General features: G+C 59.6%; 17 protein-coding genes, 1 tRNA gene and 1 pseudogene. 7 read left to right on the forward strand and 12 right to left on the reverse strand.

Annotated elements, in window-relative coordinates:
• Nucleotides 1-2: 2 nt before the first annotated feature.
• Nucleotides 3-1,364, reverse strand: a complete 1,362-nt coding sequence (gene glmU, locus HUS57_RS05135) for a bifunctional UDP-N-acetylglucosamine diphosphorylase/glucosamine-1-phosphate N-acetyltransferase GlmU (RefSeq protein ID WP_173931812.1) — start codon at nucleotides 1,362-1,364, stop codon at nucleotides 3-5.
• A gap of 74 nt (nucleotides 1,365-1,438) precedes the next feature.
• Nucleotides 1,439-2,176 carry a cytochrome c biogenesis CcdA family protein gene (locus tag HUS57_RS05140; protein WP_173931813.1) on the reverse strand — a complete coding sequence of 246 codons (738 nt, stop codon included), beginning with the start codon at nucleotides 2,174-2,176 and terminating at the stop codon, nucleotides 1,439-1,441.
• Between the two features lie 215 nt (nucleotides 2,177-2,391).
• On the opposite strand from HUS57_RS05140, the gene HUS57_RS05145 reads away from it, so the two are divergent.
• A tRNA-Lys gene (locus HUS57_RS05145) sits at nucleotides 2,392-2,467 on the forward strand.
• Between the two features lie 560 nt (nucleotides 2,468-3,027).
• A complete protein-coding gene (locus HUS57_RS05150) occupies nucleotides 3,028-3,255 on the forward strand; it encodes a hypothetical protein (protein ID WP_173931814.1) in 228 nt (75 codons plus the stop codon).
• Nucleotides 3,256-3,264: 9 nt separating this feature from the next.
• Here HUS57_RS05150 and HUS57_RS18125 read toward each other — a convergent pair whose 3' ends face one another.
• Together HUS57_RS18125 and HUS57_RS18130 are read right to left on the reverse strand one after the other, a co-directional pair.
• Nucleotides 3,265-3,960: an NAD(P)H-hydrate dehydratase gene (locus HUS57_RS18125; RefSeq protein WP_348640555.1), complete on the reverse strand. Its 696-nt coding sequence runs from the start codon at nucleotides 3,958-3,960 to the stop codon at nucleotides 3,265-3,267.
• Nucleotides 3,961-4,210: 250 nt separating this feature from the next.
• Nucleotides 4,211-4,816: pseudogene (locus tag HUS57_RS18130) on the reverse strand (NAD(P)H-hydrate epimerase); the annotation flags it as partial.
• A gap of 234 nt (nucleotides 4,817-5,050) precedes the next feature.
• Here HUS57_RS18130 and HUS57_RS05160 point away from each other — a divergent pair.
• Both HUS57_RS05160 and glnA read left to right on the forward strand, forming a co-directional pair.
• Nucleotides 5,051-5,389 (forward strand): P-II family nitrogen regulator, encoded by a 339-nt coding sequence (locus HUS57_RS05160; protein ID WP_173931815.1) that lies wholly within the window; start codon nucleotides 5,051-5,053, stop codon nucleotides 5,387-5,389.
• Nucleotides 5,390-5,452: 63 nt separating this feature from the next.
• Nucleotides 5,453-6,862 (forward strand): type I glutamate--ammonia ligase, encoded by a 1,410-nt coding sequence (glnA, locus tag HUS57_RS05165; RefSeq protein WP_173931816.1) that lies wholly within the window; start codon nucleotides 5,453-5,455, stop codon nucleotides 6,860-6,862.
• Nucleotides 6,863-6,948: 86 nt separating this feature from the next.
• On the opposite strand, the gene HUS57_RS05170 is transcribed toward glnA, so the two are convergent.
• The 4 genes from HUS57_RS05170 to HUS57_RS05185 all read right to left on the reverse strand — a co-directional run bounded on the left by HUS57_RS05170 (nucleotide 6,949) and on the right by HUS57_RS05185 (nucleotide 11,029).
• Nucleotides 6,949-7,548, reverse strand: a complete 600-nt coding sequence (locus HUS57_RS05170) for an ABC-type transport auxiliary lipoprotein family protein (RefSeq protein WP_246727743.1) — start codon at nucleotides 7,546-7,548, stop codon at nucleotides 6,949-6,951.
• A gap of 66 nt (nucleotides 7,549-7,614) precedes the next feature.
• Entirely contained in the window at nucleotides 7,615-8,988 is a 1,374-nt protein-coding gene (locus HUS57_RS05175) for an MlaD family protein (RefSeq protein ID WP_173931817.1), read from the reverse strand.
• Between the two features lie 26 nt (nucleotides 8,989-9,014).
• A complete protein-coding gene (locus HUS57_RS05180) occupies nucleotides 9,015-9,797 on the reverse strand; it encodes an ATP-binding cassette domain-containing protein (RefSeq protein WP_173932297.1) in 783 nt (260 codons plus the stop codon).
• 44 nt (nucleotides 9,798-9,841) lie between these two features.
• Nucleotides 9,842-11,029, reverse strand: a complete 1,188-nt coding sequence (locus HUS57_RS05185) for an ABC transporter permease (RefSeq protein ID WP_173931818.1) — start codon at nucleotides 11,027-11,029, stop codon at nucleotides 9,842-9,844.
• Nucleotides 11,030-11,134: 105 nt separating this feature from the next.
• On the opposite strand from HUS57_RS05185, the gene dgcA reads away from it, so the two are divergent.
• The 3 genes from dgcA to HUS57_RS05200 all read left to right on the forward strand — a co-directional run bounded on the left by dgcA (nucleotide 11,135) and on the right by HUS57_RS05200 (nucleotide 15,540).
• Nucleotides 11,135-12,118 (forward strand): N-acetyl-D-Glu racemase DgcA, encoded by a 984-nt coding sequence (dgcA, locus tag HUS57_RS05190; protein WP_173931819.1) that lies wholly within the window; start codon nucleotides 11,135-11,137, stop codon nucleotides 12,116-12,118.
• 225 nt (nucleotides 12,119-12,343) lie between these two features.
• Nucleotides 12,344-13,186 (forward strand): fumarylacetoacetate hydrolase family protein, encoded by an 843-nt coding sequence (locus HUS57_RS05195; RefSeq protein WP_173931820.1) that lies wholly within the window; start codon nucleotides 12,344-12,346, stop codon nucleotides 13,184-13,186.
• A 29-nt stretch (nucleotides 13,187-13,215) separates the two neighbouring features.
• Nucleotides 13,216-15,540, forward strand: coding sequence for an NADP-dependent malic enzyme (locus tag HUS57_RS05200; protein WP_246727744.1), 2,325 nt, complete (start codon nucleotides 13,216-13,218; stop codon nucleotides 15,538-15,540).
• A 25-nt stretch (nucleotides 15,541-15,565) separates the two neighbouring features.
• On the opposite strand, the gene gltX is transcribed toward HUS57_RS05200, so the two are convergent.
• The 4 genes from gltX to rpoC all read right to left on the reverse strand — a co-directional run bounded on the left by gltX (nucleotide 15,566) and on the right by rpoC (nucleotide 24,453).
• The gene (gltX, locus tag HUS57_RS05205; protein WP_173931821.1) at nucleotides 15,566-16,936 is read right to left on the reverse strand and encodes a glutamate--tRNA ligase; all 1,371 of its coding nucleotides are present in this window, start codon (nucleotides 16,934-16,936) and stop codon (nucleotides 15,566-15,568) included.
• 6 nt (nucleotides 16,937-16,942) lie between these two features.
• Nucleotides 16,943-18,178 carry an MFS transporter gene (locus HUS57_RS05210; RefSeq protein ID WP_173931822.1) on the reverse strand — a complete coding sequence of 412 codons (1,236 nt, stop codon included), beginning with the start codon at nucleotides 18,176-18,178 and terminating at the stop codon, nucleotides 16,943-16,945.
• A 125-nt stretch (nucleotides 18,179-18,303) separates the two neighbouring features.
• Nucleotides 18,304-19,983, reverse strand: a complete 1,680-nt coding sequence (locus HUS57_RS05215) for an NAD+ synthase (protein WP_173931823.1) — start codon at nucleotides 19,981-19,983, stop codon at nucleotides 18,304-18,306.
• Between the two features lie 270 nt (nucleotides 19,984-20,253).
• Nucleotides 20,254-24,453 (reverse strand): DNA-directed RNA polymerase subunit beta', encoded by a 4,200-nt coding sequence (rpoC, locus tag HUS57_RS05220; RefSeq protein ID WP_173931824.1) that lies wholly within the window; start codon nucleotides 24,451-24,453, stop codon nucleotides 20,254-20,256.
• Nucleotides 24,454-24,517: the final 64 nt, after the last annotated feature.

Below are 24,517 nucleotides of genomic sequence, written 5' to 3' on the forward strand. Positions count from 1 at the left end.
AATCAGCCTTTTTGGGCTGCCAGAAGCTTCTGGCGCAGGCTTCTTCCGCGTCCCTCATAAGAGACTTGCCGGGCACGTCCGAACGTCAAGGAATCGTCCGGCGCGTCCTCCGTTACCACGCTCCCAGCGGCGACATAGGCCCCCGATCCCACCTTTACCGGCGCTACGAGTGACGAGTTGGTGCCGATGAAGGCTTCTGCACCGATTTCGGTGCGGTGCTTGCTGACGCCATCATAATTGCAGGTGACGGTCCCTGCACCGATATTCGAGCCCCTGCCGATCACTGCGTCTCCGATATAGGAAAGATGCGGCACCTTCGCTCCCTGCTCGATACGCGTCTTCTTGGTCTCGCAGAAGCTGCCTATCTTGGCTTTCTCCATGACTTCGCAGCCTCCCCGTAGCCGAGCAAAGGGCCCGATGGTAGCACCGCTGTCGATCCTGGCATCCTCGATATGACAGAAGGCATGGATCCTGGCGCCACCCTCGACCGTGACGCCGGGCCCAAACCAGACGTTCGGCTCCACGATCGTGTCCGCGCCAATCACCGTATCGGCGGAGAAAAAGACCGTTTCGGGTGCAATCAGCGTAACGCCCGACAGCATCATCTCGCGCCGCCTGCGCTCCTGCCAGATTGCCTCGGCAGCAGCTAGTTCCGCACGGTTGTTGACGCCGAGTGCGGTTTCCATGAGCGTTTCGACTGCCTTTACGGGAAGTCCTTGCGAAGCGGCGATGCCCACAATGTCCGTCAGATAGTATTCGCCCTTCGCATTGCTGTTGCCAACGTTCTCCAAAAAATCCAGCGCGTGCCTGCCTGCAATAGCCATCGCACCGCCATTGCAATAGGAGATGCTGAGTTCCTCGGGCGAGCAGTCCTTCTCCTCGCGGATCGCAACCAGCATCCCGTCTCGCTCGACAAGCCTTCCATAGCCCGCCGGCCGATCGGTGCGGAATCCCATTACGGCAATGGCTGCCCCTTCCTGCAGTGCGGCACGCATCGCTGAAATTGCCTCCACATCAAGAAGCGGCGCATCCCCAAACAGTACGAGTACGTCGTCGTGGCCGCGCCTAAGCGCCTCCCGAGCCGCGAGCACCGCGTGCGCCGTTCCAAGCCGCTCCATCTGGACAAAAATTTCGGGCTGGGAAGCGGACGGCGCTGAAAGATTTGCCACGGCATCGCGCACCAGCTCGGCACCGGCGCCTGTAACAACAGCCAGCGAATCGGCGCCAGCCGCCGTCGCCGCATCCATCACATGGGCCAACATGGCGCGCCCGGCGATCGGGTGAAGCACCTTGGGCAGCGAACTCTTCATGCGGGTGCCTTCACCCGCGGCAAGTATGACGGCAAGGCAGGTACGATTGCTCATTGGCGGAAATCCGTTGGTTAGCGTAATGGATGATTTTCCCTACCAGTGCATGCAAGCAGCGCAAATGCAAAGTCTCATCCAAGGCGGCCAAGCGCCGGGAATGTCTCCAAGAGGAAAAATGCCATGCTTTGCATGCCTCCCGTCAGAAACAGGATACCCGCGACAACCAAGAGGCCCCCTATTGCCTTTTCCACGCGTCCCAGATGCGCCCGGAACTGCTGCAGAAAGCGCATGAAGGCACCCGAGAACAGCGCTGCGATGAAAAACGGCACTCCAAGTCCTGCCGAGTAGACGGCCAACATCAGGGCCCCCTCCCCCACGGTCTCGCGACCGCCAGCAAGGGTCAGGATTGGTCCGAGCACGGGGCCGATGCAGGGGGTCCAGCCAAAGGCGAAGGCGAGCCCCATGAGGTATGCCGCGCCAGTGCTTGCAGGCTTTCCGCCTGTCTGGAAGCGAGCCTCGCGCGAAAAGAGCGGAATGCGTGCCAGCCCGAGGAAATTGAGGCCCATGACGATGATGAGGAGCCCTGCTGCGATCGCCAGTTCCTGCTGCCAGGCCCTGAGCACCGCCCCAATGCTGGATGCACCGGCGCCAAGTGCGACAAACACGGTGGAGAAACCAAGCACGAAGGCCAGCGATGCGGTCAGCAAGGAGAGACGTGTGTTTGCGCCAGCATCCATCCGGCGGAAATCATCGACGGACACACCCGCCATATAGCACAGATATGGCGGTACTAGTGGCAAGACGCACGGCGAGAGGAAAGACAGTGCGCCAGCGAAGAGCGCGCTTGTATAGCCAACATCGATCGCCATGCGATTCCTTCTGCAACTAACGGTACGACCAATATCTTTTCAAGTCCTGCATATAGCCGGCGTTGTCCTCGCACTCCAATCACCATCTCGTGGCATAGCGCCGCAGAGAGCGCGCACATCGCAGCAGGCCAGTCAATAATCTGGTATTTGCGGTTGACCGGGATAAGGAGCCTCACTATGTTCCGCCGCACTTCGCTGGGGTCCATTCCCCGCGCGAGCGCGTAGCTCAGCCGGTAGAGCAACTGACTTTTAATCAGTAGGTCCAGGGTTCGAATCCCTGCGCGCTCACCATCGACATCATGGCCCGTTCTGGACACATGGGTTACATTTTATACCGACGACATGGGTAACAACCTTGTGCCGAGCGGGTTGTCGATAGTTTGCAAGGTCGTCTGCTCCAGGTCGCTATATCCCAGATCATAGTGCATGAATCTCAGGGGCGAAATTTCAACGTCCGCCTCCTTTGCTCGGAGGCTTCGACAAGCCGTTGCGCTCGGGACACGGATCGCCCCTGCATGCAGACGCGGCTTCAACCAGGATATCCTCGTCGTGAAGGCCGGCAGCGCCCAGCCGTCATATCTTCTTGAAGATGGCTGTAGAGCTTCAGCGGTTGCTCATGGCGGGGGGCCAAACGATCAAAGCGCTCCTGCTGCGGGCATTCGTACCCGCGGCGGTTGTTAGCATATCCAGACCGCATTCCCTGCACTGCTCCAGATCTTGTCGCGCTAACGCAATGCATTCGGTACTCCCAAGCAGCCACTCATCCACCTGTTTGACGGCCGTGCCTCTTTACAGGAGGTTGAGCGCGGGCAATCTAGACGTGTATCGCAATTTACTCAAACAGGTTTGCAATGGCGCGCAAGAAGTCCGTACAGAAAACGAAAAGCGAAGGGTCCGGCCGCCGGGTGATCCGCACCGCCCATATTCATTGGATCTGGGTTGCGCTGGCAACAGGGCTGCTGTTCGGAGGTACGTCCGGCTATTTCGTCGGACAGGCGACGTCGAATGGTAACGGCATGATCGTCGACCGTTACGGGCGCACGCCGGGCAATCCCCATTACGGCCACAACCATCCATGATCGGTGGCTTCACCGTTCCTGAAGCTGCTCCTTGAGGATACGCGGCAGCAGATCCGGAAGGTCCTCCGCCACCAAACCCGCACCGAAGAAACGCCCAGCCTCCGCGTGCAGCCAGACAGCGGCCGAGGCTGCATCGAATGCCTCCATCCCCTGCCCCACCAGTCCGGCGATCATGCCCGCCAATACGTCCCCCGAGCCTGCGGTTGCAAGATAGGGCGTGCCATTCGTGTTGATGGCAGCCGACCCATCAGGTGCGGCGATTACCGTATCGGCGCCCTTCAGCACCAGAACGGCACCGCTGCGGGCTGCCGCCTGCCGCGCCCTTTCGAGCTTGGACAGGGTGTCGTCGTCGGCAAGATCAGGAAAAAGACGACCAAATTCCCCGCTGTGCGGAGTCAGCACAAGCGCGCCACCGGCCTTCCCGGCGGCCTTGAAGAGGCGTTCCGGCTCGCTTGAAAATGCCGTGATACCATCGGCATCCAGCACCAGATGCGCAGCTTCGCTGCCGGTTTGCCCCAGCACGAACTCGGTAAAGGAGCGCGTCCGCTCCCCCACTCCGAAACCGGGACCCAGCACATAGGCCGCTGGGTTGCGCTCCCGATGGAAACCGATCAGATCGTCCTCGTCCTCGGCGCGGCGAAGCATGATCGCCGTCAGATGCATCGCGTTGACGGCAAGCGCGGCAGCGGGCGACAGGACCGTCACCGCTCCTGCGCCGACGCGCGCAGCGCCGCGGCCGCGCCGCCCCCGTCGTCATCGCTCCTCCGGAGAAAACGGCCACATGGCCGCGCAGATACTTGTGCGCTTCTTCCGCCGGGCGCGGCAGGAGCGACTGCCAAAGGGCTGGCGCATTCTCCCGACATTTCGGGGCAATCTCTGCAAGAACCACGCTACCAATGCCAATGTCGGCAAGAAGGACCTCACCGCAGAACGCGCGGCCCGGGTAAAGAAGATGCCCCGGCTTCTTGCGGAAGAAGGTGACCGTAACGTCGGCGGCGGCAGCGGTTCCAAGCACCTGGCCACTCTCACCGGAAATGCCCGATGGCAGGTCGACGGCAAGCACCGGTACGGAGCTCATCGCGATCCTCTCCAGCGCGTCGGCGTAAACGCCCTCAATCGGCTTTGACAGGCCAGCTCCAAACAGCGCATCTACGACGACCCAGCCCGCCTCTGGCCGGAAGCCGGAAAGATCCGACGCACCAACAGGACAGGATGCAGCCGCGCGGGCTGCATCACCACCGGGCCAGGGCTCGGCATGCCGCCATATCTTTACGGAAAGGCCGCGCTCGTAGAGCAAGCGCGCTACCACATAGCCGTCGCCACCATTGTTTCCAGGTCCGCAGAGAACGTCGAAGCCCAGTGCCCCGGGAAACCGCTGCAGCAGCTCCGCCGCGATCATTGTGCCGGCATTCAACATGAGGCGATAGGTGTCGAATGGCCCTGCCTTGGCGGTGAGCCTGTCCGCTTGAGTCATTTCTTGCGGCAACAGAACTTCGTACATGGCTTGCCTCTCTCGCGGCAGAATATGGCCTGCGGAAGCCTCGTCGTAAATCCTGCGCATGAGATTGCCTAACTTTTCGGCAAAATGCGCAAACTTTCACCATCAGTGAAGGCAGGTTCAAGCGCCCTGTGCCCCTGATGCGGCCCGATTCTCTTCCTACGCCCTCAAAAAAGATGGCCGTCAGCGAACCTTTCCTCATCTGCCAGCGTCTTGTTCAAAAGTGGCATGGATCCTGCTTTGAATCAGCGGAGCGAGGATCCAACCGTTTTCTCAGCAATCGGAGTCCGCTGAATCATGAAAAAGATCGAGGCGATCATCAAACCGTTCAAGCTCGACGAAGTGAAGGAAGCGCTTCAGGAGGTCGGCCTGCAAGGGATCACCGTTACGGAAGCAAAAGGCTTCGGACGGCAGAAAGGCCACACGGAACTATACCGCGGCGCGGAATATGTGGTGGACTTCCTGCCAAAGGTGAAGATCGAGGTGGTGCTGGTCGACGACATGGTTGACGCAGCCATCGAAGCCATTCGCAAGGCGGCGCAGACCGGTCGGATCGGTGACGGCAAGATCTTCGTCACCAATGTCGAGGAAGTCATCCGGATCCGCACAGGCGAGACTGGCCCGGACGCGGTGTAGCAGACGCCGAACTGGCCAAACAGACGATTGTACCCACCATCATTCACGGGGATTAAACGTAAAATGACGACTGCACAGGACATTCTGCAACGTATCAAGGATGAGGATATCAAATTCGTCGACCTCCGCTTTACGGACCCGAAAGGCAAGCTTCAGCATGTGACCATGGACGTCCAGGGGGTGGACGAGGACATGTTCGCCGACGGCGTGATGTTCGATGGATCCTCCATCGGCGGTTGGAGAGCCATCAATGAATCCGACATGGTTCTGATGCCGGAGCCCGAGACGGCACACATCGATCCCTTCTACGCTCAATCGACGCTGGCCATCATCTGCGACATCCTCGACCCGGTTTCCGGCGAAGCCTACAATCGCGATCCACGCGGGACGGCCAAGAAGGCTGAAGCTTATCTGAGGTCCGAGGGAATTGGCGATACGGCCTTCTTCGGCCCGGAGGCCGAGTTCTTCGTATTCGACGACGTGAAATACAAGGCCGATCCCTACAACACGGGCTTCAAGCTCGATTCCACAGAGCTTCCCTCCAATGATGACAGGAACTACGAGACGGGCAATCTCGGTCACCGCCCGCGCGTCAAGGGTGGCTACTTTCCCGTTCCGCCAGTCGATTCGGCACAGGACATGCGCTCCGAGATGCTCTCCGTTCTGACGGAGATGGGTTTGGTGGTGGAAAAGCATCACCACGAAGTTGCAGCCGCCCAGCACGAACTTGGCATCAAGTTCGACACGCTGGTGCGCAATGCAGACAAGATGCAGATTTACAAATATGCCGTGCACCAGGTGGCGAATGCCTACGGCAAGACAGCCACCTTCATGCCCAAGCCCATCTATGGCGACAACGGCTCGGGCATGCACGTCCACCAGTCTATCTGGAAGGACGGCAAGCCTACCTTTGCAGGCAATGAATATGCCGGCCTGTCCGAGACTTGCCTTTACTATATCGGCGGCATCATCAAGCATGCCAGGGCGATCAACGCCTTCGCCAACCCGTCCACCAATTCCTACAAGCGCCTGGTGCCAGGCTTCGAGGCCCCCGTGCTCCTTGCATATTCGGCACGTAACCGGTCGGCCTCCTGCCGCATCCCCTTCGGCTCCTCGCCGAAGTCCAAGCGCGTGGAAGTGCGCTTCCCCGACCCGATGGCAAATCCCTATCTTGCCTTCGCCGCGCTGCTGATGGCAGGCCTTGACGGTATCAAGAACAAGATACATCCCGGCCCAGCAATGGACAAGGATCTCTACGACCTTCCCGCCAAGGAGCTGAAAACGGTGCCCACCGTCTCCAGTTCGCTGCGCGAGGCGCTGATGAATCTCGACAAGGATCGCGCTTTCCTGAAGGCTGGCGGGGTCTTCGACGATGACCAGATAGATGCATATATCGAGCTCAAAATGGCGGAAGTATTGCGCTTCGAAATGACGCCGCACCCGGTCGAGTTCGACATGTACTATTCAGCCTGATTTCGCCTCGTCAGTCACGAAAAACCCCGGGCATCCCAACCCGGGGTTCTTTCATGCGGAAGGACGACGTTGGCCGCCGTCGAAGTTCACATCACCCCGATCGACCACTCGACGATTTCGGCGGCCACAGCCTGGAATGCCCGGTCGAGAGCGGCCACGAATGCAGGATCGCTCCGTGCGCCTGCAAGGCTTGCCGTTGCGAAGAAGCTGCGCGAGGCCCGGACCTGGCCGTTACGGTCGTTCAGGACGCGCACGAATAGCTCCACCACGGCCTGCCCTCCGCCTGGGCGTACCTCGAAGCCACGTATCTCAACGATGATCTGATAATCAATAGCCAGCCCGTCGCCCGGTCGGCCGACACCGCCGAGCGCGCCGGAATGCTGATAGGCCGCAACGAGGCCCGACTGCACCAGGCGCGGCAGCCGGTCCGACCAGCGCGCGCCCTCCAGAAGCTGCACCGCACCGCCCGGGGTGCGTATGGCGATATCCTCTCCATCGAGAATCTTAAGAGCCGTGGGCTCGGGCACCAGTATTTGCGTGCGTGGCAAGCGGCGTGGCACCTGTGCAACCGGCGCCGTAAGATCGTAGACATCCACCGGAGCAGGACCGAACCCGGGGATTGCCGCACATCCGCCAAGCATCAGGCTCAATGCCAGCAGCCCGCCATTAGCACGTCTTACTGCCAACCCGCTGCTCCTGACCCAATGATCCCCCGCTTGGCTCGTTTCTTTTGGGGAGGTGATAGTCGCTTGTCAACGGCGGGTGCGGCTGTCGTAGCGGCGGACCGTGCCTTCCCCCCCGGTAATAATCCTCTGCGGGTTCTGCTCGAATTCCGTGATTGCCCGCTCAATCCGGGCGATTGACCGCCGCCCCTCGCTGACCAGCGATTCGATCTCACGCAACCCTTTGCCGGAGAAACGCGACAACCCTTCTGTGATGGGTCCCACCCTCGAATTGAGCGTTTCTGCCATTTCCCGGAACTCCGCCAGCGTGGCGCTGGCCTCGGCAAAAAGGTCCTCGCCTTCACCCGAACCCAACAGGCTGTCGAGCTTCGCCAGAACTCCGTCGACCCGCACGGACGCCGCATTGAGGCGGCTGGCAAGCTCGCTTGCGTCCGAGATGAACCGGTCAATATCTTCGGTGCGCCCTCCCACCGTTTCACTTACCCGCGCAATATCCTCTGACGCGCGGCTGAAGGCGGCGCTTGCATTTTGGAAATTGTCCACCGCGCGCGCTACGCTTTCAGGCTCGACCTCCGTCACCAACGTGTCGATTCTGGACAGCGTCTCGTTGGCATTCTGCGCGAAGGTGTTGATGGATGCGACTGTCTCATCCACTCCTGCGATAATGCCGTTCAGTTGCTCCCCGGCCTCGTTCAGCCGGGTGGTAAACTGGTTCATGTTTTCCACAACTTTTGCGACCTGCTCTCGGTCAACCGCCTCTATGAGGCTTTCCGCAGCGGACAGGGTCGAATCAAGCCGTTCAGAGACATTGCCGATGGTTCCTGACAGTGCACCCAGATTGTCGAGGAAGCTATCAATCCCATCCGCATTGCGCGCCAATGCTTCGGAAAATCTTTCCACGTTCCTAACGGTGTCCGTCACAGGACCGCGAGCATCGGAAAGAATTACATCCAGTGTTTCAAGCACGGAGTCGGCCCGCGCAAGCACGCTGGGCGCGGTCTGCAGAAGATCGGTCACAGCAGACGGGCTTGCGGTGATCTCGGCAATGCTGCCCTGTTCCTCTGCCAGATCCAGTAGGTTCTGCTCCTGCGGATTACCGCCCTTCAGTTCAATATTGGCCTGGCCCGTAAGACCGGCGAGCCCCACATCCGCCCTTGTCGAGGCCGTGATCGGTGTCAGCCGATCGACCTGAGCATCGGCGATTGCCACGCTTGGATTGTTGATGTCGAGGTAAACGCGGCGGATGTTGCCGACAGGAACGCCATTGAACAGGACAAGACTGCTGGCGCTCAGCCCCGAAGCCGATCCGGGAATGCGGAAACGCAGGGGCGCCTTTTCCCCCCTTTCGCCGATCCCCGCCGTCCAGTAGACAAAACCGAATGCAGCGAGCACGGCCAGGACGGTGAAGATGCCGACGATAACGTAATTGGCCCTTGTTTCCATTTACCTATACATCTTTCACTGTCATCTCAGCGTACGATCCTTCTAGCGCGTTTGCCCCGGAAATAGGATTCTACCCACGGCTCCTTGCTCGCCATCATGTCCTCCACCGTACCTTCGAGCAGGACGCGCTTCTTGCCGAGGACAGCGATGCGGTCGCAGACTGTCAGCAGGCTGTCGAGGTCGTGCGTAACCATATAGACGGTTAAGCCCATAGTATCCCGCATTTTTGCAACGAGCTCGTCGAAATCCGCTGCCCCTATCGGATCGAGGCCGGAGGTCGGCTCGTCCAGAAAAACAATATCCGGATCAAGCGCAAGAGCGCGGGCAAGCGCGGCCCGCTTGATCATTCCGCCCGAAAGCTCGGAGGGGAACTTGGTTGCTGCATCACGCGGCAGGCCGACCAACTCGATCTTGAGCAGCGCCAGTTCGTTCATCAGCGTCTTGGGCAGGTCGAGATACTCGCGCATGGGCACCTGGATGTTCTCCAGCACCGTGAGGGCAGAAAACAGTGCACCATGCTGAAACAAAACGCCCTGACGCATGTCGATCTGCATGCGCTCGGCATCATCGAGCGTTTCCAGCGTATTGCCGAACATCCGAATCGTGCCGGTCTGTTTGGGTACCAGACCAAGAATGGTTCGCAGCAAGACGGATTTGCCTGAACCCGAAGCACCAACGAAACCCAGTATCTCACCGCGATAGACATCCAGCGACAGGTTCTCAAGTACCGTCGTCGCGCCAAAGCGAACGGTGATATTCCGGGCCTCCAGAACGGTCTTGCGCTCTTCCGCCTTGCTTCCGCTCTGCATGGCAAGTGCATCGTCGTTATCGGCGCTTTTTCCTGTCCTGGGCATCAGAAGTCTATCGCGGCATAGAACATCGCAAACAGCCCATCTACAACGATGACAATGAAGATCGCCTTCACGACGGAAGTGGTAACGTGATTTCCTAGCGATTCGGCACTGCCGCCAACCTTCATTCCTTCGACCGAAGCAATAATGCCAACGATCATCGCCATGAAAGGAGCCTTTATGAGGCCGGCGAAGATGGTGGTCAGGTCGATGGCCCCGCCCAGCCGGTCGACAAACGCCACCGGCGAGATACCCGAATAGAACCAAGCAACCATCATGGCCCCGCCAAGGGCGGCGAAATTCGCGACGATGGTAAGGCACGGCAAAACGATGACAAGCGCGACCAGGCGCGGGAAGACAAGCACGCCAATCGGGTTAAGCCCGATCACCCTCAGCGCATCGACCTCCTCGCGCATCTTCATGGAGCCGATTTCGGCCGTGATTGCACTTCCAGAACGACCCGCAATCATGATTGCCGTGAGGAGTACGCCTAACTCCCTGAGGATGAGGATACCCACCAGGTCCACTACGAAGATCTCGGCGCCGAAAAAGCGGAGCTGGAATGCTCCCTGCTGGGCAATAATGGCTCCAACGATGGCCGACATCAGCACGATGATCGGCACCGCGCCAACGCCCATCCGGTCGATCTGATGGACTATTGCCGCCGGGTTCACCGCGTGGCCGCGCCCGAGTTTCAGTTGTGCGCCGCTGATCGTCGCTCCGAGCATATGCATCCCATAAAGCAGATCGGCGCGAATGTTGTAGACAGTGGCGCCTATCGCGGCAAAGAACTCGGATAACATGGAATACCTGCGCCCATCCGGATGCAGTTCCGGCGCCATTGCAGCCGGCCCCACCGCTGCAAGGAGGATTCGGGCCGCGTCGGACACGCCAGCTAGTTCTACTTCAGCCCCGCGCCTGCGCTGCGCCGAAGCGAGCCGTTCCACCAGCCAGGCACCTGCTGTGTCGAGCTGACGAATGCCTGAAAGATCGATGCGCAACCGCTGAAAATCGCGGCGCCTTCCAAGATCGTTCATTTGTCGATCCATGACGCCTGCCGTCTGTGTCGTCCAAGTGCCGAAAAGCCGGCAGTGAAGGACGTCCCCCTCGGCGTGCAGATCGACGCGCGTCAGATCGGGGGCCGACGGAATGTCGGGCGTAGTTCTTCTTGTCAGCGCCTTGAACACCATAACGGCTATCCTTAGAGCGGAGTGGAAGAGAAGAAAACCTGCGTGAGGTAAAAGACGGGCAACAACCGCTCTTCTTCTCCTTCACCCCAACTCCCGAGGTTGAGAATGCAGCGAAACTTGACGACGCGTATCGAGAGCTTTCCCATAACCGGGCTGTTCCGCATCTCCCGCGGCGCGCGGACCGAAGCTCGGGTCGTGACCTGCACGATTACCGAAGGAGGAGCAGCGGGACGTGCCGAATGCGTGCCCTATGCACGTTATGGCGAATCGCTGGAAGGAGTGGTGGAACAGATTGAGGCTATGAGCGCGAAAATCGCGCAAGGCCTCGACCGGCAGAGCCTGCTCCGGATAATGCCTGCTGGCGCCGCCCGTAATGCGCTCGACTGTGCGCTATGGGATCTTGAGGCGAAACTTCTGGGCACCCAGGTTGCAGACGTGATCTGCAGCACTCCTCCGCGCCCGCTCACGACCGCGCAGACCATCTCGCTCGGCACGCCCGAAGAAATGGCAGAACAGGCCCGGAAGCATGCCCATCGGCCACTGCTGAAGGTCAAGGTTGGTGCCGAGGACGATGATGCACGCATTAAGGCCGTTGCGGCTGCCGCACCCGACAGCCGTTTGATCTTGGATGCGAATGAAGGTTGGACGGAAGAAAATCTGGAACGAAACCTGGAGGCTGCGGCACGTCTCGGCGTAGCTCTGGTCGAACAGCCTCTGCCTGCCGGTCTCGATGACCTACTTGCTCGGACGTTTCATCCGGTGCCCATCTGCGCCGATGAGAGCCTGCACACGGCAGAAGATTTGGAGCAACTGCGCGGGCGCTACGAGGCCGTCAACATCAAGCTGGACAAGGCAGGTGGATTGACCGAGGCGCTCGCATTGCGCGACGCAGCCCGTTCACTGGGCTTTACCGTCATGGTCGGCTGCATGGTGGGCACTTCGCTCGCCATGGCGCCGGCGGTCCTTCTTGCGCAGGACGCGGATTTCGTCGACCTGGACGGCCCCCTCCTTCTTGGGCGGGATCGCGTTCCCGGCCTTCGCTATGAGGGTTCGCTGGTCTTCCCGCCGCAACCGGAATTGTGGGGCTGATCAGCCGCATAGCCGCCGAGAGACCTGCCCACCTCGGGCGGCGGTGCGTTTCGTTACCCTTCCAAGCCGGCTGCCTGGAGGTTGCGCCGTCCTCCCGCTCCCGCTAGACGATCACCATGCATGTGGGGAGCCGGACTTGACGGCGATCACCGTTGGGCGCCCCCTTGCGGGGAGTGTTGGTCTGCCGTCGCGTATGTGGCGTTATTTCCGAGAAGGAGGAAAGCTTTGAAACTTTTGCGTTTTGGCAACAAGGGTTCCGAAAAACCCGCGGTTCTCCATAGTGACGGCACTATTCGCGACGTTTCTTCGCTTGTCGCTGACTATACGCCCACAACCATATCGCCCGCCCTAATCCGCATCCTCGAATCGGCGGATATAGGATCGCTGCCCACCGTTCCGGCGGCGACGCGCATTGGCGCACCACTTGCCCGCACCGGACATTTTCTCGCCATCGGGCTCAATTTCGCAGACCACGCCGCCGAGTCGAACATGCCCGTGCCTGACGAGCCGATTGTTTTCTCAAAAGCGCCGAGCAGCCTTTCCGGGCCAAATGACGACGTCATGTTGCCAAAGGGCTCGTTAAAGAGCGACTGGGAAGTCGAACTGGCGGTCGTGATCGGCGAGCGTTGCGATTATGTTTCCGAGGAGGAAGCACTAAGCAAAGTCTTTGGCTACACGATCTGCAATGACGTTTCTGAACGGGAGTACCAGATCGAGCGCGGAGGCCAATGGATCAAGGGCAAGAGCGCACTCACATTCGGCCCGCTCGGCCCCTGGATCGTCACGCCGGACGAAGTTCCCGATCCCCAAAATCTCGACATGTTCCTCGACCTTAATGGAAAGCGCACGCAGACCGGCAACACCCGGACCATGATCTTCTCAGTAGCGCATCTCATTTCCTACCTGTCCCGCTTCATGGTGCTGGAGCCTGGCGACGTCATCACCACCGGAACGCCGCCCGGCGTCGGCATGGGCATGAACCCGCCGGTCTATCTGAAGGCGGGGGATGTGATGCGGCTCGGGATAACCGGATTGGGCGAGCAGCAGCAGCGAGTAGTCGCCCGATAAAGGATGCGTATAGATGGGAGGGGGGCACATTGACGGAAGAAAAGAACGTGAAGGAAAAACTTTCGGACCTCGATGAGGCCGCCCTCTTCTTTCATCGCCATCCTACGCCCGGTAAGCTGGAGATCCAGCCTACGAAATCACTTGGGAACCAGCGCGATCTGGCGCTTGCCTATTCGCCGGGCGTGGCGGCTCCCTGCCTTGCCATCCAGGAGGACCCGGCAAAGGCTGCCGATTACACCTCACGCGCCAATCTCGTCGGGGTGGTTTCCAACGGAACGGCAGTGCTCGGCCTGGGAGATATAGGCCCGCTGGCTTCCAAGCCGGTTATGGAAGGGAAAGCCGTACTCTTCAAGAAATTCGCCGGGATCAACGTTTTCGATATCGAAATAGATGCTTCTGACGTCGACCATATCGTCGATACGATAGCCGCATTGGAGCCTACCTTCGGTGGCATCAATTTGGAGGACATTAAGGCTCCCGAGTGCTTCGAGGTGGAGGAACGCCTCAAGGATCGGATGAACATCCCCGTCTTCCATGACGATCAGCATGGCACCGCCATTATAGTCGCCGCTGCGATACTCAATGGCCTCGAACTGACCGGCAAAGATATTGGCAGCGCAAAGATCGTCACCTCAGGGGCAGGCGCGGCTGCGCTCGCCTGCCTTAACTTGCTCGTCTCACTGGGTGCGAAGACGGACAATATCTGGATCACCGATCGCCACGGCGTCGCGTGGACTGGCCGCGTCGAGGAGATGGACCGTTGGAAAGAGCCCTATCTTAAGGACACCCCCGCGCGCTCGCTTGCAGAGGTGATCGGTGGGGCCGATGTGTTCCTCGGACTTTCAGCCGGCGGCGTGCTAAAATCTGAAATGCTGAAGGAAATGGCGGATCGGCCGCTCATTCTGGCGCTTGCAAATCCACACCCCGAAATTATGCCGGACGTAGCGCGGAAAGCACGCCCTGACGCCATGATCTGTACCGGTCGTTCGGATTACCCGAACCAGGTCAACAATGTGCTGTGCTTCCCCTATATCTTCCGCGGTGCTCTTGATGTTGGCGCAACCGCGATCAACGAGGAGATGAAGCGCGCGGCGGTGCACGCAATCGCGGCCCTTGCCCGGGAAGAACCGTCCGACGTTGCAGCGCGCGCCTATTCCGACGAGACGCCAACCTTCGGACCGGACTTCCTGATCCCATCGCCTTTCGATCCTCGGCTCCTACTGCGCATCGCGCCTGCCGTTGCCATGGCGGCGATGGAGTCAGGCGTAGCTGCCCGCCCCATTGTCGACATGGACGCCTATCTGGACCGGCTGAATCGGTTTGTCTTCCGTTCCGGCCTGGTGATGAAGCCTGTCTTCTCCGCCGCCAAGCAGGCCGGCAACAAGCGGGTCATCTACGCCGATGGCGAAGATGAACGTGTTCTGCGGGCCGCTCAGGTGGTGCTTGAAGAAGGTCTGGCGCAGCCCATCCTCATCGGCCGCCCGAGCGTCGTGGAAACGCGGCTCAAGCGCTACGGCCTGAGAATCAGGCCGGACAAGGACTTCGAGATCATAAATCCGGAAGACGATCCTCGTTACCGGGATTATGTGGAACTGCTTATCCGAATCGCCGGGCGTCGTGGAATCACGACGGAGGTGGCGCGCACGCTCGTACGCACCAACACTACCGTAATTGCGGCGCTTGCAATGATGCGTCAGGAGGCAGATGCCCTGATCTGCGGTCTTGAAGGCCGTTTCGAACGGCATCTTCGCTATGTCGATGCCATAATCGGCCGACGACCAGGGGTGCAGGAGTTTGCGGCACTCTCGCTGCTTATCGCGCAGCAGAATGTCATGTTCTTTACCGATACCTATGTGACACTTGACCCGACCGCCGAGGAAATCGCGGAGACTACAATTCTGGCGGCGGAACAGATTCGCCGTTTCGGCATAGAGCCCAAAGCGGCGCTGCTCTCCCATTCGGATTTCGGCTCCCGCGAATCGGCAAGCGCGCTCAAGATGCGCGAGGCTGTTGCCATCCTTCACAGAAACGCGCCGGACCTTGTGGTCGATGGCGAGATGCACGGCGACGCCGCCCTTTCAGAAGAGTTGCGCCGTCGTGTCTTCCCTCACTCGGTCCTCAAGGGAGAGGCAAATTTGCTGGTTTTCCCCAATCTGGATGCAGCCAATATCACGCTCACTACCGTGAAGGTAATGACTGATGCGTTGCATGTCGGGCCGATTCTACTCGGGACAGCGCGTCCTGCACACATCCTCACCCCTTCGGTCACCTCACGCGGGGTCGTCAACATGACCGCTCTTGCTGCCGTGGAGGTCTTGCAGAACCAGAACCGCCAGCTTGTCCTGCCCGCTTGAGAACTACGCAGCCGTTGATTGCGGATCAGGGACGGCGGGACATAGCCGTATCGCGGTTCAATAAAGGCATTAGATCGGCGAGTTCCGGCCCCGATTCCTTGCCTGTAAGCGCAAGCCTCAGCGGGCGGAATAGTGCTTTGCCCTTGCGGCCGGTCACCGCCTTGACGCTTTCTGTCCATGAACGCCATGTATCGCGGTCCCACGGCTCCGGCGGCAGAAGGTCGAACGCTTCACGTACAAAGGAGCGATCCTCATCGGAAAGTTCCGTTTCCCCTGGGCCTTCCCTGATGATACGCCACCAGAATGCCGCGTCGGCCACCTTTTCCAGATTGCCCCTTACGGCATTCCAGAAAGGTCTTGCGCCCGGACCGGAAATCCCCATCTCATTGAGTTGCTCCTCGGCTTCCTCATAGGGCATGGTGTGGATGAGGTTGCGGCTTAGCATTGCCAGCTCGGCCGGATCGAACTTGGCCGCTGATTTTGAACTTGACGCGGGATCGAAGCGCTCGGCCAGTTCGTCCATGTTGCGGCACCCCGTGACCGCCTCCGAGGTGCCGATGAGAACCGCAAGTGAAGCGACCGCCATAGGCTCGATTCCCGCTTCCCTCAAGCTTGCGATCGATAGCGCGCCTGTACGCTTAGAAAGACCCTCGCCGCTCGCCGTGGTCAACAGGTTGTGGTGACCGAATACGGGGGGCTCTGCATCCAGCGCCCTGAAGAGGGCGATCTGAGCGCCGGTATTTGTCACATGGTCGTCGCCGCGAATAATATGGCTGACACCAAGCTCTATGTCGTCCACGACGGAAGGCAGGGTGTAGAGGAACGTCCCATCCTCTCGGACCAGAACCGGGTCCGACATGGAAGCAAGGTCGACGGTCTGATGCCCGCGCACAAGATCGTCCCAACGCACTTCCGTCCGTCGTGGCGAAAACGGATCGTCATCGAAATTGGGCAGCAGAAAGCGCCAATGCGGCTTCCGCCCCTGCGCCTCCACCGCCTGCCGCTCCTCAGAAGTAAGCTTCAATGCCTCCCGGCCGTAGACCGGCGGAAGGCGGCGGGACAGTCTCACCTTGCGCCGCAGTTCCAGCTCTTCCGGCGTCTCGTAACAAGGATAGAGCAGGCCCTTCTCCGTCAGCTTCTCGACCGCGCGTTCGTAAAGCGGGAAGCGCTCCGACTGCCGCACCGTCTTATCCGGCCGGATGCCGAGCCATAAGAGATCTTCTTCTATCTGGTCGGCATATTCCCGCCGTGACCGTTCAAGGTCTGTATCGTCGAAGCGGAGGATGAATCGCCCGCCGTCTTTCTTCGCGAAAAGCCAGTTAAACAAGGCTGTCCGCGCATTGCCGATGTGGATGTGACCCGTGGGTGATGGAGCGAAGCGAACGGTGATATTCATGGCATTTCAGCTATCCGAGGCCTCAATCGTTTGCAAGGCTCGGTTGGCGATCCGCCGCGAAACGAGGAACATCAACGCCATCGCTGCGATACAGTAAAGGCCCATGGCGGCAATCTGCGAGGGATAGGAAACGCCAATATCGATAAGGTATCCGGTCAGCCCCGGCCCCATTGCGGTTGCCAGCACAGTCACCGCCACGATCAGGGCGCGCACCGATCCGAGATGGCGGACGCCATAGATCTCCGGCCACAGCGCGCCAAGCAATGTGGAGGAAAAGCCGTTCGACATGCCCAGTAGGCCCATGAAAGCAAAAACGCTCCATTGCCCCTGGAATGAGGCCAGGACAAAACAGGCCAGCGACAAGGGCAGGAGAAAGAGAGGCAGCATGGCGACCGCTGAAAACCGGTCTATGAGGTAGCCGGAAGTCAGCGCGAATATGATCGTCATCGTCGCGGAAACCATGAAGGCAGATGCGAAGATTTCGAGCTCCCACCCTCTAAGCTCCACCAGATAGACCTGGTGGAAGGCAATGACGGTGCCGATAAAACCAGGAGCCATGACGCCAAGCAGAAGGCCGTAGAACAGCGGGTCGCGGAGAACTTCCGCCCGCGTCCAATCACGTCCCGTCGCAAGGCGTGCCTGCGGGTCGGTCGATTGCGGCCTGCGTTCCACGCTCATCAGCCAGGCAATGGCCGGAAGTGCAATGACGAGCAGAACAGCAGCGCCAATTAGCCAGCCGTTACGCCATCCCACAAAACTTGCCACCGTAACGAAGGTTACAGGAAGGATCGCCTCGCCTGCATTGTGGCCGAGTGTCGTGATGGATACCGCACGTCCTCGCTGGGCGGCGAACCATCGACCCATAGCGGTGAAGGCGTTCTGTGTCATCATGCCTTGGCCAAACAGCCTCAGCAGATAGATGGTCACGCAGAGGAACAGGATCGAGTGGGAAACAGCCATGAACACGCAGGCAAGTGCCAGCACCGGAACGATGATGCATGTGACCTTCATCACCGAGTAGCGGTCAACGATCTGGCCGAGTCGGGTAAGCGTGAAAGCGCTGGCAAGGGTTGCCAGCATATAGATCAACCCGAAATCGCCATGCGAAAGCCCGTACTCCGCGCGGATGTTTCCTGCTGAAATCGAGATGAAAAAGGTCTGCCCGAAGGAAGAGAAAAAGGTGAGCAGAAAGCCGCCTGCAAGCCAGCGCGCATTCGTGCGAAGGAAATCAAAGAACGACATAGGCTTCATGATGAAGAGCGGCCAGACGCTGTGCGCGAGGCCAGTTTAAAGGACCGGGCATCCTAGGTGCTTGCTGCTGGGAAGCAAGCCGCCCCCACCAGCACACCTCGTTCGTCGCCGCCCTTCTATGTCCGGTCGCGGAACTTGTTCGTGATCGGGTAGCGCCGGTCCCGCCCGAAATTCTTCCTGGTTATCTTTACGCCCGGCGCGCCCTGACGGCGCTTATATTCCGCAACATAAAGAAGGTGCTCCACTTTGTGCACCGTTTCCCGGTCATGGCCAAGGGCCACAATCTCATCCACTCCCATCTCGTTCTCGATAAGACATTCCAGAATCTCATCCAGCACTGGATAGGGAGGCAGAGAATCCTGATCGGACTGGTTCTCTCGCAATTCGGCCGACGGTGCCTTGTTGATGATATTCGCCGGTATCACCTCGCCCGATGGGCCAAGCCCGCCCCGCGGCACATGCCCATTGCGCCAGCGGCTGAGGGCATAGGCCTGCATCTTGTAGACGTCCTTGATCGGATTGAATCCGCCATTCATGTCGCCATAGAGGGTAGCATAGCCTACCGACATTTCCGACTTGTTGCCGGTGGTAACCACCATGGAGCCAAACTTGTTTGAAATCGCCATGAGCAGCGTTCCTCGAGCGCGGCTCTGCAGGTTCTCTTCCGTGATACCTGCCTCTGTTCCCGAGAACATTTGGCCGAGAGCATCGAGGAAGCCCTCGACCGGTTGGGAGATGGGCACGATGTCGTAGCGGCAACCGAGTGCACGGGCACAGGCCTCTGCATCAGCAAGCGACTCCCCAGTCGTATAGCGGTACGGCATCATGACCGTCCTGACGCGCTCCCTGCCGAGCGCATCGACGGCAATCGCCGCGCAAAGCGCTGAGTCAAGCCCACCCGAAAGGCCCAAAACCACGTTATTGAAGCCGTTCTTGTTCACGTAATCGCGAAGTCCCAGCATACAGGCGCTGTAGTCGGCTTCCTCATTTTCGGGGATAACGGCCATTGGTGCGTCTTCGCATAGCCAGGTCTCACCGTTTCTGCGCCAGGTAGTCAGCGCCACGGCCTCTTCGAATTGGCTTAGCTGAAAGGCGAGCGACTTGTCCGAATGGATGGCGAAAGACGCCCCATCGAATACCAATTCATCCTGCCCGCCTATCATGTTGGCATAGATAATGGGCAAACCGTTTTCTATCACTTGCCGGATGACAATCTGCTGGCGCACCTCCACCTTGCCACGATAGTAGGGCGAGCCGTTTGGCACGAGGAGGATTTCCGCTCCGGATTCCGCCAAAGTCTCGCAGACACCAACGTGCCCCCAAAGATCCTCGCAGATGGGGATGCCGATCCGGACGCCGCGAAAGTTGACCGGCCCCGGAAGGCTGGGGCCAGCCCGAAAGACGCGCTTTTCATCGAACTCGCCATAGTTCGGCAGATCGACCTTGTAGCGCTCGGCCACCACCTTTCCATCATCGAGCACAACCACGGAGTTGTGCACGCCACTTTCGCGCTTCAGCGGTGTGCCGATGACAATGCCTGGCCCACCATCAGCGGTGTCACGGGCCAGCTCCTGGACAGCCGCCTCGCAAGCACTGAGAAAGGCTGGCTTCAGAACCAGGTCCTCAGGCGGATAGCCGGCGATGAACAACTCCGTGAAAAGGACTAGATCGGCCTTCTGGCGCGCGGCAAGCGCCCGCGCCTCGCGGATCTTGGCGAGGTTACCTGCTATGTCCCCTACGGTCGGATTAAGCTGGGCGATCGCGATGCGAATTATATCGGGTACGGCATTGTTCATGAGCAGTCCTGTAGAGCATTTTCCCCGCTACCGAAATAACTTCGTCCTGCCAACGAAGTAGAACCGGAAGCAGGAGCGACTTCTTTCGAGATGGTACCCGCTAACGTCCCTCGCGATAGGTCTCTTACAGCATTGCTTTGAAAACCGGTATCGATTCCGGAAAGCAGAATGGAAGTTTACGAGACCGAACAAAGGTAATCCATTCAGCAGGTAGCCTCGGGAATCAAAAAGGCCGCCAGTCCGGCGGCCTTTTCTTCATTAGCCTTTGGATTACTCCGCTGGCTGGCTGGTCATATCCTCAAGCATCGCGTCCGCTTTCTCCGCCCCCGATGCCTTGCGACGTTCTTCGAGGATGAGTTCGTCGCGAGCCCGTGCAATGCGCCTGATCTGCGTCATCGCACCGCCGGTACCGGCCGGAATGAGACGTCCGACGATCACGTTCTCCTTCAGTCCCTGCAGCGTGTCGACCTTGCCCGCAACAGCGGCCTCGGTCAGCACCCGCGTGGTCTCCTGGAAGGAAGCCGCGGAAATGAAGGAAGGCGTCTGCAGTGAAGCCTTGGTAATGCCGAGGAGCACAGGCTGTGCTTCGGCAGGCTTCTTGCCTTCCGCAACCAGCTTCTCGTTCACCTCATCGAACTCGACCTGATCCACGTGATCGCCGGGGATGTAAGTCGATTCGCCCTGGGCCGTAATCTCGACCTTCTGCAGCATCTGGCGGACGATCACCTCGATGTGCTTGTCGTTGATAAGCACGCCCTGAAGCCGGTAGACCTCCTGGATCTCGTTGACGAGGTAGGAGGCGAGCGCCTCAACGCCCTTGATCGCCAAAATGTCGTGCGGCGCAGGATTTCCGTCCAGGATGAAGTCACCCTTCTCGATGACGTCGCCATCCTGAAGGTGGAACGGCTTGCCCTTGGGAATGAGGTACTCGACCGGCTCCAAAGTGGAGTCGTGCGGCTCAATGATGATGCGGCGCTTGTTCTTGTAGTCGCGCCCGAAACGCACTGTGCCGTCGATCTCGGCGATGATCGCATGGTCCTTCGGACGCCTCGCCTCGAAGAGCTCGGCAACGCGCGGCAGACCACCAGTGATGTCCTTGGTCCGCGCGCTTTCGGTCGGGATACGTGCGATCACGTCGCCCGGCTTCACCTTTGCGCCTGCATCCACCGAGAGCACAGTCTCCACCGACAGCAGGAAGCGAGCATCGCCGCCGCGAGCCAGCTTGGCCACCTTGCCCTTGGAGTCAAGGATGGTGATCGCCGGACGCAGATCCGCGCCGCGCGGCGTCGAACGCCAGTCGATGACCTCGCGCTTGGTGATACCGGTCGATTCGTCGGTGGTTTCCTGCACAGAGACGCCATCCACAAGGTCCTCAAAGGCCACTGTGCCTTCCACCTCGGTAAGCATGGGCCTCGTATACGGATCCCACTCGGCGATGCGCTGGCCGCGCTTCACCTTGTCGCCTTCATCCACATAGATGCGCGAACCATAGGTCAGGCGGTGCGAAGCACGTTCGGCGCCTGCCTCGTCGAGGATGAGCACCGCCATGTTGCGGCCCATGGCGACCAGATGGCCGTCCGAGTTGCGGACCACATTACGGTTGCGGATCTTCACCGTGCCCTCGAAAGAAGCTTCAAGGAAGGATTGATCCACCACCTGCGCCGTACCCCCCATATGGAAAGTGCGCATGGTGAGCTGCGTACCGGGCTCGCCAATCGACTGCGCGGCAATCACGCCCACAGCCTCGCCGATATTGACCGGAGTGCCTCGTGCAAGGTCGCGTCCGTAGCAGACCGCACAGACGCCGTTCCTGACCTCGCAGGTTAGGGCCGAGCGTATGCGTACCGTCTGGACGCCGGCTGCCTCGATTGCCTCGACGTCGCGCTCGTCGATGAGACGCCCGGCAGAGACGATCACGTCGCCCGTCGCCGGATGCAGCACATCCTCAAGAGCAGTCCGGCCAAGAACGCGCTGGCCGATTGAGGCGACAACCTGGCCCGCATCTACGATGGGCTGCATCGTGAGGCCCTTGTCGGTGCCGCAATCTGGCGTGATGACGATGCAATCCTGCGCTACGTCGACAAGGCGACGGGTCAGGTAACCGGAGTTGGCCGTCTTCAGCGCGGTGTCGGCAAGGCCCTTGCGTGCGCCGTGCGTGGAGTTGAAGTACTCCATCACGGTGAGGCCTTCCTTGAAGTTCGAGATGATCGGCGTCTCAATGATGGATCCGTCCGGACGAGCCATCAGGCCGCGCATGCCGGCAAGCTGACGCATCTGCGCCGGCGAACCGCGGGCACCCGAATGCGACATCATATAGATCGAGTTCATCGGCTTCTGCCGGTTGTTCTCATCGAACTCGATCGCCTTGATGCGCTTCATCATCTCTTCGGCGACCCGCTCCGAGCACTTGGCCCAGGCGTCGACCACCTTGTTGTACTTCTCGCCCTGCGTGATGAGGCCATCATTGTACTGCTGCTCGTACTCCTTGGCGAGCGTCTCGGTTTCGGCGATCAGCTTCTCCTTCGTTTCGGGGATAAGCATGTCATCCTTGCCGAAGGAGATTCCTGCCATGCACGCATGGCTGAAGCCGAGAGCCATGACGCGGTCACAGAAGATCACCGTCTCCTTCTGGCCGCAGTGACGGTAGACCGTGTCGATCATCCGCGAGATGTTCTTCTTGGTCATCTCCTGGTTGCAGATGTCGAACGGCACATTCGGGTTCTTGGGCAGAAGCTCGCCGATGATCATGCGGCCAGGCGTTGTCTCGTAGATCCGGGACAAGGGCTTGCCGTCATGGTCGACGGTCTTGAAGCGACCCTTGATCTTGGTGTGGAGCGTAACGACCTTGTTCTCCAGCGCATGATGCAGCTCGCCTATATCGGCGAACACCATGCCCTCACCAGGTTCATTCTGGTTCATGATGGAGAGATAATAAAGTCCAAGAACCATGTCTTGCGACGGCACGATGATCGGGGCGCCCGAAGCCGGGTGCAGGATGTTGTTGGTCGACATCATCAGCACGCGCGCCTCAAGCTGGGCTTCCAGCGACAGCGGCACGTGCACGGCCATCTGGTCGCCATCGAAGTCGGCGTTGAAGGCTGTGCAAACCAGCGGATGAAGCTGGATCGCCTTGCCTTCGATCAGTACCGGTTCGAATGCCTGAATGCCGAGGCGATGCAGCGTCGGCGCCCGGTTCAACAGCACAGGATGTTCGCGGATCACCTCGTCCAGGATGTCCCAGACTTCCGGCCTTTCCTTCTCAACCAGTTTCTTGGCCTGCTTGACAGTGGACGAATAGCCCTTCGCGTCGAGACGCGCATAGATGAAGGGCTTGAACAGCTCCAGCGCCATCTTCTTCGGCAGGCCGCATTGGTGCAGCTTCAGCTCCGGACCTGTCACGATCACCGAACGGCCCGAGTAGTCTACGCGCTTGCCCAGCAGGTTCTGGCGGAAACGGCCCTGCTTGCCCTTCAGCATGTCCGAGAGCGACTTAAGCGGACGCTTGTTGGCGCCAGTGATGACGCGGCCACGGCGGCCATTGTCGAACAATGCATCAACCGCCTCCTGAAGCATGCGCTTCTCGTTGCGGATGATGATGCCCGGGGCCTTGAGCTCGATCAGACGCTTCAACCGGTTGTTCCGGTTGATAACACGGCGGTAGAGGTCATTAAGGTCCGATGTGGCGAAACGGCCGCCATCGAGCGGAACCAGCGGGCGCAGATCCGGTGGGATCACAGGGATGATCTTCATGACCATCCACTCCGGACGATTGCCGGAATCGATGAAATTCTCGACCACCTTGAGGCGCTTCAGCAGCTTCTTCTGCTTAAGCTCCGATGTCGTGGACGCTAGCTCCGACCGCAACTCGCCTGCAATCTTTTCCAGGTCCATCACCTCAAGCAGGTGATGGATGGCCTCCGCTCCGATCATGGCGGTGAAGGAATCCTCGCCATACTCGTCAACGGCCATCATGTATTCTTCTTCGGAGAGGAGCTGATTCTCCTTCAGCGCCGTCAGCCCGGGCTCGGTCACGATGTAGTTCTCGAAATAGAGAACCCGCTCAATATCCTTGAGCGTCATGTCAAGCAGCATGCCGATGCGCGATGGCAGCGACTTCAAGAACCAGATGTGAGCGACGGGCGCGGCCAGTTCGATATGGCCCATGCGCTCGCGGCGAACGCGGGAAAGCGTAACCTCAACGCCGCACTTTTCGCAGATGACACCCTTGTACTTCATGCGCTTGTACTTGCCGCACAAGCACTCGTAGTCCTTTATGGGGCCGAAGATGCGCGCACAGAAAAGGCCGTCACGCTCTGGCTTGAACGTACGGTAGTTGATCGTCTCCGGCTTCTTGATCTCGCCATAAGACCAGGACAGGATCTTTTCCGGGCTCGCAAGCGAAATCCGGATCGAATCGAAGGTCTGTGCCGGCGCCTGAGGGTTGAACAGGTTCATGACCTCTTGGTTCATGCCGATCTCCTTTGCGGGGCCTGCGGGCCCCTTGAAATGACTTGGCGGTGGCGGGTATCAAGCG

It is taken from the genome of Chelativorans sp. Marseille-P2723, assembly GCF_902809845.1.
In the GTDB taxonomy this organism is placed as follows: domain Bacteria; phylum Pseudomonadota; class Alphaproteobacteria; order Rhizobiales; family Rhizobiaceae; genus Chelativorans.

Excerpts from the sequence above, each read along its gene's own strand:
- HUS57_RS05175 (WP_173931817.1), bottom strand. The coding sequence starts at position 8,988 with ATGGAAACAAGGGCCAATTACGTTATCGTCGGCATCTTCACCGTCCTG.
- rpoC (WP_173931824.1), bottom strand. The coding sequence starts at position 24,453 with ATGAACCAAGAGGTCATGAACCTGTTCAACCCTCAGGCGCCGGCACAG.
- HUS57_RS05185 (WP_173931818.1), bottom strand. The coding sequence starts at position 11,029 with ATGGTGTTCAAGGCGCTGACAAGAAGAACTACGCCCGACATTCCGTCG.
- HUS57_RS05215 (WP_173931823.1), bottom strand. The coding sequence starts at position 19,983 with ATGAACAATGCCGTACCCGATATAATTCGCATCGCGATCGCCCAGCTT.
- HUS57_RS05210 (WP_173931822.1), bottom strand. The coding sequence starts at position 18,178 with ATGTCGTTCTTTGATTTCCTTCGCACGAATGCGCGCTGGCTTGCAGGC.
- glnA (WP_173931816.1), top strand. The coding sequence starts at position 5,453 with ATGACGACTGCACAGGACATTCTGCAACGTATCAAGGATGAGGATATC.
- HUS57_RS05140 (WP_173931813.1), bottom strand. The coding sequence starts at position 2,176 with ATGGCGATCGATGTTGGCTATACAAGCGCGCTCTTCGCTGGCGCACTG.
- HUS57_RS05180 (WP_173932297.1), bottom strand. The coding sequence starts at position 9,797 with ATGCAGAGCGGAAGCAAGGCGGAAGAGCGCAAGACCGTTCTGGAGGCC.
- dgcA (WP_173931819.1), top strand. The coding sequence starts at position 11,135 with ATGCAGCGAAACTTGACGACGCGTATCGAGAGCTTTCCCATAACCGGG.
- gltX (WP_173931821.1), bottom strand. The coding sequence starts at position 16,936 with ATGAATATCACCGTTCGCTTCGCTCCATCACCCACGGGTCACATCCAC.
- HUS57_RS05150 (WP_173931814.1), top strand. The coding sequence starts at position 3,028 with ATGGCGCGCAAGAAGTCCGTACAGAAAACGAAAAGCGAAGGGTCCGGC.
- HUS57_RS05160 (WP_173931815.1), top strand. The coding sequence starts at position 5,051 with ATGAAAAAGATCGAGGCGATCATCAAACCGTTCAAGCTCGACGAAGTG.
- glmU (WP_173931812.1), bottom strand. The coding sequence starts at position 1,364 with ATGAGCAATCGTACCTGCCTTGCCGTCATACTTGCCGCGGGTGAAGGC.